Source organism: Lysobacter sp. HA35 (genome assembly GCF_054061195.1).
Genome location: NZ_JBSSDY010000001.1, coordinates 1,719,615 through 1,732,904, shown reverse-complemented (window position 1 = coordinate 1,732,904; position 13,290 = coordinate 1,719,615). Strand labels below are relative to the sequence as shown.

Here is a 13,290-nt window from a genome sequence, read left to right as displayed (position 1 = left end):
GGTCAGCGCCGGTGGCGGCGCTTACCCGGCAGCAGGCGCTGGAGCACGATCAACCCGGCGGCGACCAGCGCCGCGATCGCCGCGACATCTGCCCCCGAAAGCGACGCGCGCGACTGCTTGGCGTACGTCGCCGCCAGTCCCCAGACGATCGCCAGCACGTACGGCCAGCTGCGCAGGCGACGGCTGACGGCCAGCGCGAGTCCGGTCGCCAGCGCGAGCAGCACGAGGCTCCACGGCAGCATCCGGTCGGTCGGCAACCAGCGGTACGCGACGATGACCTGCGCGATGTTGAGGAAGGTCGCCAGCGACAGCCAGCCCGCATGCAGCGGCAGCGACCAGCGCGCGAGGCCCGGTGACGTGGAATCGGCGAGCACGATCATCGACGCGCGCACCATGCCCAGCGTCGCCAATGCGATTACCAGCACGCAGACGGCGTACTGGCCCATCGAGAACAGCGGCATCCAGGCGGTCGTCGCCGCGAAACCGAGGGCGGTCCATGGTGCAGCGCGAGAAAGCACCGGCAGCTTCCTGCGACGCCCGGTCGCCTGCGAAATGCCGTGCAGCGCGTCGAGCAGGAAGATCAGCCCCCAGATCGCGAACGCGTAACCCGCGGCGACCAGCAGCGTCGGAAACCGGTTCGATACCTCACCGTTGGAGGGCCCGAACGTCCCGCGCTGGTCGAGCCACGCGACCACCGGCATGCACAACGAGAGCAGCAACACGAGCAGGCGCACGGCGTGGTCCGACAGCGGCAGTAATGCATGAGTAGCACACGGCCGGTGGGCGGCGCGACATGGCGCTAGTCGCCCGATGCTGCCTGCGTGATCGGGCCGACCATCGTCATCAACCCGCCATAGCGCATCACGGTGCCCAGCAGCGGCAATGCGAGTTCGACATCGAACCGGTACATGCCGTCGACGATCCGCTTTTCGCCACGCACTCGCGGCGCGAGACGGGCCGGAATGCGAAGGCCTGCGATCGACGTGCTTCGATGCTGCCAACGCCAGTGGCCGTCGGCGAGGTCGACGCCCAACTCGATCTGCGTGCGGCCGGTGCGCTCCCGCCATGTGCCAGTGGGCCAGCTGCCGACCGGCCGGAAGTGCGAGACGAAGGCGGGGCCGCCATCGAAACGCCGTGTCCACAGGAAACCGTCGTCGCCCGGCACGACGTCGACCTGCATGTGGACTCGCGAGGTGCCCGTCGTAAGCCACATGCGACGTGCGAGCCGCCGCCCGATGACGTAGTCTGCCACGTACGTATCGACATCGCCCGCCAGGCGACCGCCGACGCTGTGCAGCGCGCGAAGCGCCGGATGCAGTCGTTCGACGCCGTGGCCGAGCCAAGTCTCGACAACGCTGGTACCTGCTGAGCGTTCCGTCATCGGCGCGCGATCGCGTCGGTCGCGGTGCGTAGCATCGTGGGCGCGATGTAACGCCGATGAGCGGCTTCGATAGCGGCCATGTACGCGCGGCCGAACATGTTGGAACAGTGCACGCGCGTCAGCATCGAAAGACGCGCTTGCCCGTCCGCTCCCTTGATGATGGAGACGGTCGTGCGGAACCGCAGGTGGCGATCGTCCGCGCCGAGCAATACGGCAACTCCGTCGCCGGCGATTCGCGCGTGTGCCAGCACGGGAAAGCCCGCGAAGCTGTTCGGGGCATCCCCGAGCAATGAAGAGACGGGGCAGCCCAGTCGCGACGTGCGCAGGCGGAACGGCGCGACCATGACGTTCCGCATCGACATCAGTGCGCTCACCGCATCCGGCGAGTGCTCGACGAACGCACGCAACAGGTCTGCCATGAGGGCGGGTGCGCCGCGCCCGTCGACTTCCGCCGCGCCGAGTGTGGTCGCCACGATGTCCTCGTGGTGTACGTGTGTCAGGCCATCGTCCAGACGCAGAGCCGCTGGCGGAGATGCAAGGTGTTCGACCGTTCGTGCAGGTTCAGCGCGATAGCCGCGAAGTGGGCGCAGCCGTGTCAGCGTTCTGCGCACCGGGCCAACGGCGCCGCGGATATGAGCGCACGCCCGAAGCGCCAGTGAACCGGGGCGTGCGTGCAGCGCGAGGCTGACGGTCGGCAGTGAGGCGATCGGATGACGGCGCACGACAGCCTGCACTTCGGCCGGCAACACATCGGTGAGCGAGGGAATGTCGGCCATGTTGGCGGCGACCTGCGCGCGCACGTCCGAAGACAGATCGCCGCCAAGTTCATTCGTGTGGCACGACAACGCGAACAGCGCGGGGCTCGACGCGCGGTCGTTTGCGGGCAGGAACTGGTGCCATGTACCGCCGCCGAATCGAACGGTGAACAGGCAATCGGGAGGAATGCGCACTTGCCGCAGTGCGCGTACGAACGCGTCCGGGTCGTTGCACATCGTGTCGTCCGCAACGGTCGAAAACCGCAGCAGCGCGCCGGCGCTGCCCGAAATCGCGGTGAACACGCGATGCCCGGCATGCCGATGAAATGGATGGCCCGCCTCACCGACTGCGAACGAATACAACGTGGATGGATCGCCGCGCGACAGGTCCATCGCGCCGATTCGCGCCGAAGGCTCATCCAGCTCATCGACGAAATCGGGATGCGCGGACTGGCGCTTGCGGGCGTCTTCGATCAACGCGTCCCCGGCACCAATGCCGAGTTGGGTGATGAGCGCGACTTCGATGGGGAGGCCACCGTCGTGTGCGGGCAGGCGAACCGAGGGAAATGTGGCGATAAGGTCGGGCAGGGCGAGCATGCGATGTCCTCAGGTACCGGCCGGCTTCGGTTTGCGCGCGCGGGCCCGGCTCTCGCGCTTGAGCGGCCCTGCAACGGGACACACCTCGGCGGCCCACGCGAACAACGTGTTCGTGAGGTGCTCAGGCACGAGACGGAAGTAAACGAACTGGCCGCGCTTTTCGCGCTGGATCAGCCCGGCGTCCTCGAGGATGCGCAGGTGGCTCGACAGCGCCGGCTTGCTGAAGTCGAACCGCTCGCCGATGTCGCCGGCCGTCAGTTCGCCCTCGTTGAGATAGGCGAGGATCTTCCGTCGGGCGGACGACGCGATGGCTTCGAAGACGCGATCCATGGCGGCACCTATAGTTAATTAAGACGTTAAATATGTACCCGGCACACGTGGAGCTGGTCAAGCACGTCCGCACGCGCGCCGACGACCGGTCGAAAACGACGAAGCCCGCGTCTCCGCGGGCTTCCGATGTCGCCGATACGGTGAGAACGATCAGCCGTTCACCACGGCCCGCCGCGTACGCACACCCGTTTCGTGCAGCGTATCGACGTCCAGGATAAGCGCCATGCGGCCGTCGCCGATCAGGCTGGCGCCCGCGTAGCCGGCCAGGCCGCGCAGGGTGCGGGGCAGGGCCTTGATGACGACTTCCTCGCGGCCGCGCACGCGGTCGACGATCAGCACGAAGCGCTGTTCGCCCGCTTGCAGCACGACGCCGGTGGACGCGCCCTGCGGTGCGGCGTCGAGGCCGAGCCATGCGCGCAGGTCGAGCACGGGCGTGGGTTGCTCGCGTAGATCAAGCACGCTCTGGCCGTCGATCCACATCGCGTTGCCGCCGTGGTGCGCGAGCACTTCAACGACGCGCACCAGCGGAAGCGCGTACACGTCGCCTTCGATCTCGACGAGAAGCGTCGGCAGGATCGCGAGCGTCAGCGGCACCTTGATCGCCATGCGCGTGCCGCGTCCGACTTCGGACTGGATGTGCACGGTCCCGGAAAGCTCGCGGATCTTGCTCTGCACGACGTCCATTCCGACGCCGCGTCCCGAGAGATCGCTGACTTCGGTCTTGGTCGAGAAACCCGGCAGGAAGATGAGCTGCAGGCATTCGTCGGACGTCAGGCGCGCGGCGGCTTCCGGCTCGATCAGGCCCTTGCGGATCGCGCTGTCGCGGATCTTGTCGGGGTCGATGCCGGCGCCGTCGTCGCGCACTTCGATCATCACGTGATCGCCTTCCTGCTGCGCGGAAAGACGCACGTTGCCCTGTTCGTTCTTGCCGGCGATGCGACGCACTTCAGGCGATTCGATGCCGTGGTCGATCGCGTTGCGCACCAGGTGCACCAGCGGATCCGACAGCGCTTCGACGAGGTTGCGATCGAGTTCGGTTTCCGCGCCGATGACTTCGAGTTCGACCGACTTCTGCACCTGCCGCGCGACATCGCGCGCGAGCTTCGGGAAGCGCGAAAACACGCGGCCAACCGGCTGCATGCGCGCCATCATCACCGCGGACTGCAGGCGACTGGTCGCGGCATCGAGCACGGTGACGGCGCGGTCGAGGTCTTCGTCGCGCAGGCGCGGGCGGATCGTCTTCAGGCGATTGCGCGCGAGCACGAGTTCACCGACGAGGTTCACCATCGCATCGAGACGACGCACGTCGACGCGCACGGTGGTTTCACCGGCGTCGTTCGCGGCCGGGCTGCGACGTCCACCGGATGTCGGCTCCGGACGTGCGACCTGCGTGGGAGAAGGCGCGGGGGCGACCGCTGCCGGCGGCGGTGCTTCGGACACCACCACGGCGCCGGGAAGCGCCCCTTTGCCATGAAACGCATCGAGCAGCGAATCGAAATCGAGCTCGTCGAGATTGTCGGGAAGATCGCTCGCGGCGACGACGGGCGCGGCACCGGAATGCGCACCGCCATGGCCGTCGACATGCATGCTGTCGATGAGGATCTGCGGCACGGTCGGCAACGGACGGCCTTGTGCGACGCATTCGAGCATGTCGGCAAGCAGGTCGATCGCCTGCTGCGCGCCGTCGAACGCGAAGCCGTCGAGCGGCATCGAACCGTTGCGCGCGACGTCGAGACGATCCTCGACGGCGTGGCACAGCGTCACCATCGGCGGGAAGTCGAGGAAGCCCGCGCCGCCCTTGATGGTGTGGAAACCACGGAAGACGGTGTTGAGCGCGTCGCGATCTTCCGGCGCGCGCTCGAGCACGACCATCTGTTCGCCGAGCTGTTCGACGATCTCGCGGGCTTCGACGAGGAAGTCCGCGCAGATCTCGGTCATGCCGTCGCTTCCGCTCATGACGTCAGGTCCCTGGAATCAAAGGCCCAGCGCGGACAGCAGCTCGTCGGCGTTGTCCTGCGTGGCGGGCGTGGGATCGACGCCGGCGATCGCCGGGCCGTGGCCGCGATTGGAATGAAGATGCAGCGGCTCGTGCTGCGTGCCGACGATATCGCCAAGGCCCGCATGTACCGCGCGCACGAGTTCGACCACCCGCACGATGATCTGTCCGGTGAGGTCCTGGTAACCCTGCGCGAGCGACATCTCGGAAAAACGCGAACGAAGGCCGGCCAGCGCTTCACGCTGCGCATCGGTCTGCGGTTCGGGCAGCGCGCTGAGCAGTCGACCGCATTCGTCGATCAGGTCGAGCGTTCGCATGCTCGAGGATTCGGTGAGCTGCACGACGTGCTCGAGGCGCGAGCACGCGTCCGGCAGCGATGCCGCGCCGGTGCCGCGACCGTCATCACCCAGCGCGACCGAGAGCTCGCGCGCAAGCCGCACGAGGCCCTGCACCAGCGGCTGCGTGCGCCACGAGACGAGGCCGTCGATCGCAGCGCGACAGCCCGCATCGTCGCCGCTTTCCAGCGAGCGCAGTGCGGACTGCAGCGTTTCGACGATGGCATCGCGTTCGGGGGAAACGACGGCAGCGGCCGCGTTCATGCCGCGGCCTCGATGCGCTCGAAGATCTTGGCGAGCTTGTCCTGCAGCACCGCCGCGGTGAACGGCTTGATGACATAGCCGTTCACGCCGGCCTGCGCGGCTTCGATGATCTGCTCGCGCTTGGCTTCGGCGGTGACCATCAGCACCGGAATCTTCTGCAGCGCCGCATCGGCGCGCACATTCTTCAGCAGGTCGATGCCCGGCATGCCCGGCATGTTCCAGTCGGTGATGATGAGATCGAACTTGGCCTTGCGCAGCTCGACGAGCGCGCTGTTGCCGTCTTCGGCTTCGGTGGTGTCGAAGAAGCCGAGATCGTTGAGCAGGTTCTTGACGATACGGCGCATCGTCGAGAAATCGTCGACGATGAGAATCTTGATGTTCTTGTCCATGGACGGGTTCCGGGCGTTCCTAGGTGAGCTATCGGCGTGGCGAGCGCGTTCTTGAGGCGCCGCGCTGAAATTCAGAAGCGAGACAAAGGCAGCGCGTCGCAACGCGGGACGCGACACGCTTGCGACGCGCATCACATGTCGCAATGTCGGCCCCGGTAGATGCGCCGCAATGCTGACGGGTGCTCGCGCACCCGCGCTACTTCACGCCTCGACGTGCTCCGCCGCCGTATCGCGCCAATCGCCGAGGCGACCGCGCAGCCGCAGCATTGCTTGCCCGTGGATCTGGCAGACGCGCGATTCGCTGATGCCGAGCACCGCGCCGATCTCGCGCAGGTTCATTTCCTGCTCGTAGTACAGCGATAGCACCAGCTGTTCGCGCTCGGGCAGGTTGCCGATCGCTTCGCCGAGCGCCTGGCGGAACACGGTGTGTTCGAGTTCGCGCGCCGGGGTGACGTTGCAGCTGGCCGCAAGGCGCGGTTCGCCGTCGAAGTCGTCCATCTGCTCGTCGAGCGAAAGCAGCTGGCCGCGCGAGGCGTCCTCGAGCATGTGGTGGTAGTCGTCGACCGACACGCCGAGCACTTCGGCGATCTCCGATGAATTGGCCGCGCGGCCGTTGGCCTGTTCGACCTGGCGCGTCGCCGACACCACGTCGCGGTAGCGGCGATGCACGCTGCGCGGCACCCAGTCGCCACGACGGATCTCGTCGATCATCGAACCGCGGATGCGGATGGACGCATACGTCTCGAACGCCGCGCCCTGATCGGCCTGGAAGTTCTTCGCCGCCTCGATCAGGCCGAGCATGCCGGCCTGGATGAGATCGTCTACTTCCACGCTCGCCGGCAGACGCGCGGCAAGGTGATGGGCAATTCGGCGCACGAGTTCGCCGTGTCGCACGACCACCGCGGTGGCATCGAAGCCATCGCTCGCGGTGCGCGTCTGCTTGTATTGATTCGCTTTCACTGCGGTCGCCGTCATGCTCATGCCGTCGCACTCCGCGCTGTGGGGATGAGTCGTTCCATGAAGAACTCCACGTGGCCGCGCGGGCCGGAGGGCGTCTGCCACTGGCCGGCGCGCTTGGCGATCTCGCGGAAGGCCATCGACGAAGGAGCAGCCGGGAAGGCGTCGACGACGGCCTCCTGGCGCTGGATCGCGCGTCGCAGCCATTCATCGCGCGGGATCGCGCCGAGATAGTTGAGCGTGACGTCGAGGAACTTCGACGTCACGCGTTCGAGCTTGTCGTACAGCTGGCGGCCCTCGGACGGGTGACCGACCTGGTTCGCGAGCACCTGCACGCGGGTGAGGCCGCGCTCGCGCGACAGCACTTTGATCAGCGCGTACGCATCGGTGACGGATGCGGGTTCGTCGCACACGACAACGATCACGTCCTGCGCGGCCTGGCAGAAAGTCAGCACGCTGTCGGCGATGCCGGCGGCGTTGTCGACCACCATCACGTCGATCGGTGCATCGAGCTGCGAGAACGCGTGCACCAGGCCGATGTGCTGCGCCGGGGTGAGTTCGGTCATGTGGCGCTTGCCGCTGGCGGCCGGCACGACCAGCAGGCCGTTCGGGCCTTCGATCAGCGTGTCGGCGAGTTCGCAGCGGCCGGCGAACACGTCGCTGAGCGTGAAGCGCGGCGACAGGCCGAGCATCACGTCGACGTTCGCGAGGCCGAGGTCGGTATCGAGAAGCAGTGCGCGGTGGCCGGCGTTCTGCAGGCTCATCGCGAGATTCACGGACACCGAGGTCTTGCCGACGCCGCCCTTGCCACTGGCAACGGCGATGACACGCACCGGGCCGGCGGCATCGTTGGCGGGCGTGGCCATGCGCGTGGCGGCGATGGGATCAGGCGACGACATGGCGTTCCTCGGTGGCAAGCGGGTTGTCGGCGGCGCGACGGAGTTTTTCGATCTGGAGCACGAGTCGCGACGCATCCGCGGCTTCGAGGTCGGCCGGCACCTGCTGGCCCGCCGTCGTATATGCAAGGGGCAGGCCATGCTTGATCGCGACGGAAATCGCGCTGCCGAGGCGTCCGGTTTCATCGAGCTTGGTCAACACCACCGCTTCCGGCGCAGCCATGCGGTAGCGACGCACGGCTTCCGACATGTCCTGCTGTTGCAGGTTGGCCGGCAGCACCAGCAGCGAACGCAAATTGCGCGTCGCACGCAGCCACGTGACCTGGCTGAGCAGTGCCTTGTCGCGCGCCGCGTAACCTGCGGTGTCGACGAGCACGAGCGGGTAATCGACGAGCTGGTCGAGCGCGTCGGTCAGGCCTTCGGGGCCTTCGGCTTCGCAGACGGTGATGCCGAGCTTGCGACCGAGCGCATGCAGCTGCTCGCGCGCGCCGGGGCGTTCGACATCGGTGGTGACGAGCGCGACGTCGCGTGCGCGGTGGCGCTGCGCGAAACGTGCGGCGAGCTTGGCGAGCGTGGTCGTCTTGCCGGCGCCGGTCGGGCCGATCAGTGCGAACACGCCGCCGTCTTCGAGCGGTTCCGAACGCGCGATGGTGAGCATGCGCGCGAGCTCGGCGAGCAGCGGCGCCTTGACCTTCGCCGGCTCGAGCTTGGGATCGATGCGCTGCGCGATGGACTGCGCGAGCGTGTCGTCGATACCGTAGGCCTGCAGTGTTTCGAACGCGAGTGCACGCGCCGGCGAACCGCGCAGGCGCTCGAGTCCGAACTGGCCCATCTGGCGCTCGATCATCTGGCGCATCGAGCTCAGCTCGTTGCGCATGGCAACGATGGTCGGGTCTTCGGATTGATTGACGACCAGCTGCAGCGTCGGCGGCGCGGCGACCGTGACGATCTGCGGCTGCGCGACGACCGGAGCCGGCGCCTGCACCGCGGCCATCTCGGCGAGCGGGTCGAAGGCATCGACGTAGGTCTGCGGCTGGATGGTTGCAGCGACCGGCGCGGTGGTGACGAGTTCGGCGAAGGTCGGCGCGGCGATCGGAGCCGGCGTCGCAACGACGGTTTCGATGATCGGAGCGGGCTGCACGGCGACCGGTGCCGGGATCTCGACGATCTCCGCTTCGATCGGTGCAACGGCTTCGGCAACGACGGCGACCGGCGCTTCGATGATCTCGTCGACCGACGCAGCGGCTTCGACGTGCGCCTGGGCGCGGGTCTGAACGTATTCGGCTTCGGCCTGCGCCATTTCGGTGGCGCGCGCGCTGAAGGTCGCCGTGTCTTCGTCGGTGAGTCGACGCAGCAGGCTGCGGAAGTCGTCGCCCGGACGCACGTTCGTCGTGTCGGCGTGTTCGGCCTTCGGCAACGGCGCAGCTTCCGGCGCCGGCTTGCGCAGCATCGTCGACAGCGCGGGTTTGGGCTTCTCGACATCGTTGACGGCAGCGCGGGCGCGATCGGCCAATGCGGTGCGTGCAGCGGCGGCGTGTGCCGAGTTGCCGCCGAGCGCGGCGATCATGGCGTCGGCACGCGACAGCGGCTCGGGTTCGTCGAAGCCGGCGGCGACTGCTTGGCGCGCGACGACCGGCAAGGGCGCGACGGCGAAGATCGGCATCGCATCGAGCGCGGTGGCGGGGCGCTCCGGCTCTTCGGACGCATTGCGCAGCGCCTGCTGCACCAGTGCCTCGTCGTAGTCGGTGGCGGCGACGACTTCGATGCCGCCGTGCACGGGCTTGTTCGACAGGATCACGGCATCGGGGCCGTGTTCCTCACGCACCATCTTCAGCGCGGTGCGCATGTCCGGGGCGACGAAACGCTTGATTCTCATGCGACAGCCTCGATTCGGGCGGTGACGGTTTGCAGGGTCGTGCGGCTCATGCCGGGACTAGTGCAATGGCCGTGCCAGAGGCGGTACGACGGGAAAGCGTCGAACTTGAGCGGCGGTAGAGATCGGAAGAACCGGATTTGTGCGACCGGGTTCGCCGTTTGCCGGTGCGGCGTCAGGCGGCCGTCAAAGGAGGCGGCGACATCACTTGACGGCGACCGCTATTCAGCGCGGCATCGGCTCAGCCGCCGCGCGGCAGGCTAGAGCGGTACTTACCAGCAGTGCCGCTAAGCGGCGCTGCATTACCCGATTGAACCCACCAACCGAAGGCGCTTGTCCTCAGGCACCTCGCCATAAGCCAGCACCGCAAGCTGCGGCACGCTGTGGCGAACGAGTCGAGCAATAGAAGAACGAATCGGGGAAGGGACCAGCAGCACGGCCGGTTCGCCCTTGCCTTCCTGGCGGGTGACGCATTCGCTGAGGTTCTGGTGCAGCCGCTCGGCGAGGCCGGGTTCCAGCGCAGCGCCGGTACCACTCACCGAATCCTGCAGCACGCGCTCCAACTGCGGCGCCAGCGTGAACACCGGCAGCTCCGCATTCAAACCGTTGAGTTCCTGCACGATGAAGCGGCCGAGCGCGGTGCGGACGACGGCGACCAACTGCGCCGGATCCTGCGTCATCGCGCCATGCTCCATGAGCGCTTCGACGATCTGCCGCATCTGCCGCAGGGGCACCTTTTCCGACAGCAGCGACTGCAGCACGCGAACGATGGTCGACAGCGGCAGCAGCTTCGGCGTCAATTCCTCGACGAGTTTCGGCGACTGCTTGGCGACGTTCGCCAGCAGCTGCTGCACTTCGTCATGGCCCAGCAGTTCCGCCGCCTTCTCGCGCACGAGGTGGGAGAGATGCGTGGCGACCACGGTGGCCGGGTCGACGACCGTGTAGCCGAGTGATTCCGCATGCGCGCGCTGCGTCGGCGCGATCCACACCGCGTCGAGACCGAACGCGGGATCGCGCGTCGGAATGCCTTCGAGCGTGCCGAATACACGGCCCGGATCCAGCGCCATTTCGCGATCCGGTTGCAGCTCGCCAGTCGCGACCGGAACGCCGTGCACCATCACGCGATACGCGTTCGGCGCGAGTTCCAGGTTGTCGCGCACGTGCACCGCGGGAATCAGGAAGCCGAGGTCCTGCGTGAGCTTGCGACGCACGCCCTTCAGGCGCGCGAGCAGTTCGCCACCGTGCGTCTTGTCGACCAGTGGAATCAGGCGATAGCCGACTTCGAGCGACAGCGGTTCGACCGGGCGCAACTCATCCCACGTCAGTTCCGCATTCGGCGACGGCGTCGGCAGTGTCGACATGCCGTTGTCTTCGACCGGTGCGACGTCCGCATCCTTCGCCTTCTTGCTCAGGCGCCACGCCGCATAACCCATGCCGCCGGCCGCGAGCAGGAACGGAATGTTCGGCATGCCAGGCACGAGGCCAACCAGACCGAGAATCGCGGCGGAAACGGTGAGCGCGCGATGGTGGCCGAAGATCTGCTTCTGGACCGTCGCACCCATTTCCTGTTCGGTGGTCGCGCGCGTGACGAGCATCGCCGTCGCGGTCGACACCAGCAGCGCGGGCAACTGCGCGACGAGGCCGTCACCGATCGCGAGCAATGAATACGTCGATGCCGCCTGACCGAAGCTCAGGCCGTGCTGCAACACGCCGATCAGCATGCCGCCGACCAGGTTGATGCCGAGGATGAGCAGGCCGGCGACCGCGTCGCCGCGCACGAACTTGCCGGCACCGTCCATCGAGCCGTAGAAGTCGGCCTCGTTGCGCACGTCTTCGCGACGCGCCTTCGCTTCTTCGCGCGTGAGCAGGCCGGCATTTAGATCGGCGTCGATCGCCATCTGCTTGCCGGGCATCGCGTCGAGGATGAAGCGTGCCGACACTTCGGAGATGCGGCCCGCACCCTTCGTCACCACGACGAAGTTGATGATGGTGAGGATCGCGAACACGACCAGGCCGACGGCGTAACTGCCGCCGATCACGAACTGGCCGAACGATTCGATGACGTGGCCCGCGGCGGCTTCGCCTTCGTGGCCGTGCAACAACACCACGCGCGTGGATGCGACGTTCAGCGCGAGGCGCAGCAGCGTCACCATCAGCAGCACGCTGGGGAAGATCGAGAATTCCAGCGGGCGCTTGACGTAGACCACCGCCAGCATCACCACCAGCGACAGCGCGATGTTGATGGTGAAGAAGGCATCGAGAACGATCGGCGACAGCGGCACCGTCACCATCGCCAGCATGCCGAGCACGACGAGCGGCGCAGCGGCGCCGCCCTTCAGCGATTGCAGTACGCCTGCGGCGCGACTCATGCGTTATCTCCGGCCGGATCCGGCGCGCCTTCGGCACCGACGTCCAGCTGCACCAGCTGCGGCATCGGCCCGCGCGCGGGGTGCCATTTCTTCAGCTGGAAGATGTAGGTGAGCACCTGCGCGACCGCCGCGTAGAGCTTCACCGGGATTTCCTCGTCGACCTTGCACTGGCGATACAGCGCACGCGCGAGCGGCGGCGCTTCGACCAGCGACACCTTGTGCGTGCTCGCGAGTTCGCGGATGCGCAGCGCCATTTCGTCCACGCCCTTGGCCACGACTTTCGGCGCGCGCATCGCACCGGCTTCGTACTTCAGCGCGACGGCGTAGTGCGTCGGGTTGGTGATGACCACGTCGGCGGTCGGAATCGCGTCCATCATCCGGCGGTTCGACATCTCGCGCGCGGCGTGTCGCATGCGCGCCTTGACCTCGGGATTGCCGTCCGATTCCTTGGCTTCGTCGCGCAGCTCCTGCTTGGTCATCTTGAGCTTCGCGCGCCATGCGAACTTCTGGTACGGCACGTCGATCGCCGCGAGCAGCGCAAGCGCGCCGACCAGCGCGAGGAACACGCCGAGCACGGTGTCGACGCCGTTCGATACCGCCATCTCCAGCGACTGCTTCGGCATGTCGAGAAGGCGCGACATCGAACTCTTGATCACGATCGCCGCGATGCCACCGATCAGCAGCAGGCGCAGGACCGAGCGACCGAGTTCGGCGAACGATTCCTTGCCGTACATGCGCGACAGCCCGGCCATCGGGCTCAGGCGGGTGAGGTCGGCCTTGAGTGCGGAACTCGAAAAGCGAAGGCCGCTCATCAATGCGGGCGCGATGAAGCAACCGCCGAGCGCGGCGAGGATCAGTGGGGACACCGGCAGCACCAGCGCCGCGGCGGTCTTCGCGGCGTACACCGGCAGGCGGGTCGGGTCGTCGAGCAGAGCGGGTTCGAACTGCAGCGCGTTGCGCATCCAGCCCTGCGAGACCGCGCCGATGTGCGGGCCGGTGACCTTCAGCGCCAGCGTCGCGCAGCCCAGCACCGCCACGTTCGCGAGTTCCTTCGAGCGCGGCACATCGCCGCGCTCGCGGGCTTCCCGCAATCGCTTCTCTGATGGCGCTTCGGTGCGGTCTTCGTGGTCGGTCTCGGACATCGCAAC

The 13,290-nt window shown here is 67.2% G+C and carries 12 protein-coding genes; all 12 read right to left on the bottom strand.

Annotation, left to right across the window (positions count from 1 at the left end; genetic code table 11):
- Window positions 1-2: 2 nt before the first annotated feature.
- Window positions 3-734: a hypothetical protein gene (locus ACVWZN_RS08650; RefSeq protein WP_456953452.1), complete on the bottom strand. Its 732-nt coding sequence runs from the start codon at window positions 732-734 to the stop codon at window positions 3-5.
- Window positions 735-799: 65 nt separating this feature from the next.
- On the bottom strand, window positions 800-1,381 hold the full coding sequence (locus tag ACVWZN_RS08645) for a DUF4166 domain-containing protein (protein WP_456953451.1): 582 nt from the start codon (window positions 1,379-1,381) through the stop codon (window positions 800-802).
- Complete coding sequence (locus tag ACVWZN_RS08640) at window positions 1,378-2,733, bottom strand: DUF2867 domain-containing protein (RefSeq protein ID WP_456953450.1); 1,356 nt, start codon at window positions 2,731-2,733, stop codon at window positions 1,378-1,380. Before ACVWZN_RS08640 ends, ACVWZN_RS08645 begins: the two co-directional genes overlap by 4 nt.
- A 9-nt stretch (window positions 2,734-2,742) precedes the next feature.
- Window positions 2,743-3,063: a metalloregulator ArsR/SmtB family transcription factor gene (locus ACVWZN_RS08635; RefSeq protein WP_456953449.1), complete on the bottom strand. Its 321-nt coding sequence runs from the start codon at window positions 3,061-3,063 to the stop codon at window positions 2,743-2,745.
- A 150-nt stretch (window positions 3,064-3,213) separates the two neighbouring features.
- Window positions 3,214-5,019: a chemotaxis protein CheA gene (locus ACVWZN_RS08630; protein ID WP_456953448.1), complete on the bottom strand. Its 1,806-nt coding sequence runs from the start codon at window positions 5,017-5,019 to the stop codon at window positions 3,214-3,216.
- Between the two features lie 18 nt (window positions 5,020-5,037).
- Window positions 5,038-5,658, bottom strand: coding sequence for a protein phosphatase CheZ (locus ACVWZN_RS08625; RefSeq protein WP_027083218.1), 621 nt, complete (start codon window positions 5,656-5,658; stop codon window positions 5,038-5,040).
- Entirely contained in the window at window positions 5,655-6,047 is a 393-nt protein-coding gene (gene cheY / locus ACVWZN_RS08620; RefSeq protein WP_027083219.1) for a chemotaxis response regulator CheY, read from the bottom strand. Before cheY ends, ACVWZN_RS08625 begins: the two co-directional genes overlap by 4 nt.
- A 201-nt stretch (window positions 6,048-6,248) precedes the next feature.
- Complete coding sequence (locus ACVWZN_RS08615; RefSeq protein ID WP_027083220.1) at window positions 6,249-7,022, bottom strand: RNA polymerase sigma factor FliA; 774 nt, start codon at window positions 7,020-7,022, stop codon at window positions 6,249-6,251.
- 2 nt (window positions 7,023-7,024) lie between these two features.
- A complete protein-coding gene (locus ACVWZN_RS08610) occupies window positions 7,025-7,903 on the bottom strand; it encodes a MinD/ParA family protein (protein ID WP_456953447.1) in 879 nt (292 codons plus the stop codon).
- Window positions 7,890-9,776 carry a flagellar biosynthesis protein FlhF gene (flhF, locus tag ACVWZN_RS08605; protein WP_456953446.1) on the bottom strand — a complete coding sequence of 629 codons (1,887 nt, stop codon included), beginning with the start codon at window positions 9,774-9,776 and terminating at the stop codon, window positions 7,890-7,892. The genes ACVWZN_RS08610 and flhF overlap by 14 nt, the downstream gene beginning before the upstream one ends.
- A 299-nt stretch (window positions 9,777-10,075) precedes the next feature.
- The gene (gene flhA / locus ACVWZN_RS08600) at window positions 10,076-12,064 is read right to left on the bottom strand and encodes a flagellar biosynthesis protein FlhA (RefSeq protein ID WP_456954738.1); all 1,989 of its coding nucleotides are present in this window, start codon (window positions 12,062-12,064) and stop codon (window positions 10,076-10,078) included.
- 74 nt (window positions 12,065-12,138) lie between these two features.
- The gene (gene flhB, locus ACVWZN_RS08595) at window positions 12,139-13,284 is read right to left on the bottom strand and encodes a flagellar biosynthesis protein FlhB (RefSeq protein ID WP_456953445.1); all 1,146 of its coding nucleotides are present in this window, start codon (window positions 13,282-13,284) and stop codon (window positions 12,139-12,141) included.
- Window positions 13,285-13,290: the final 6 nt, after the last annotated feature.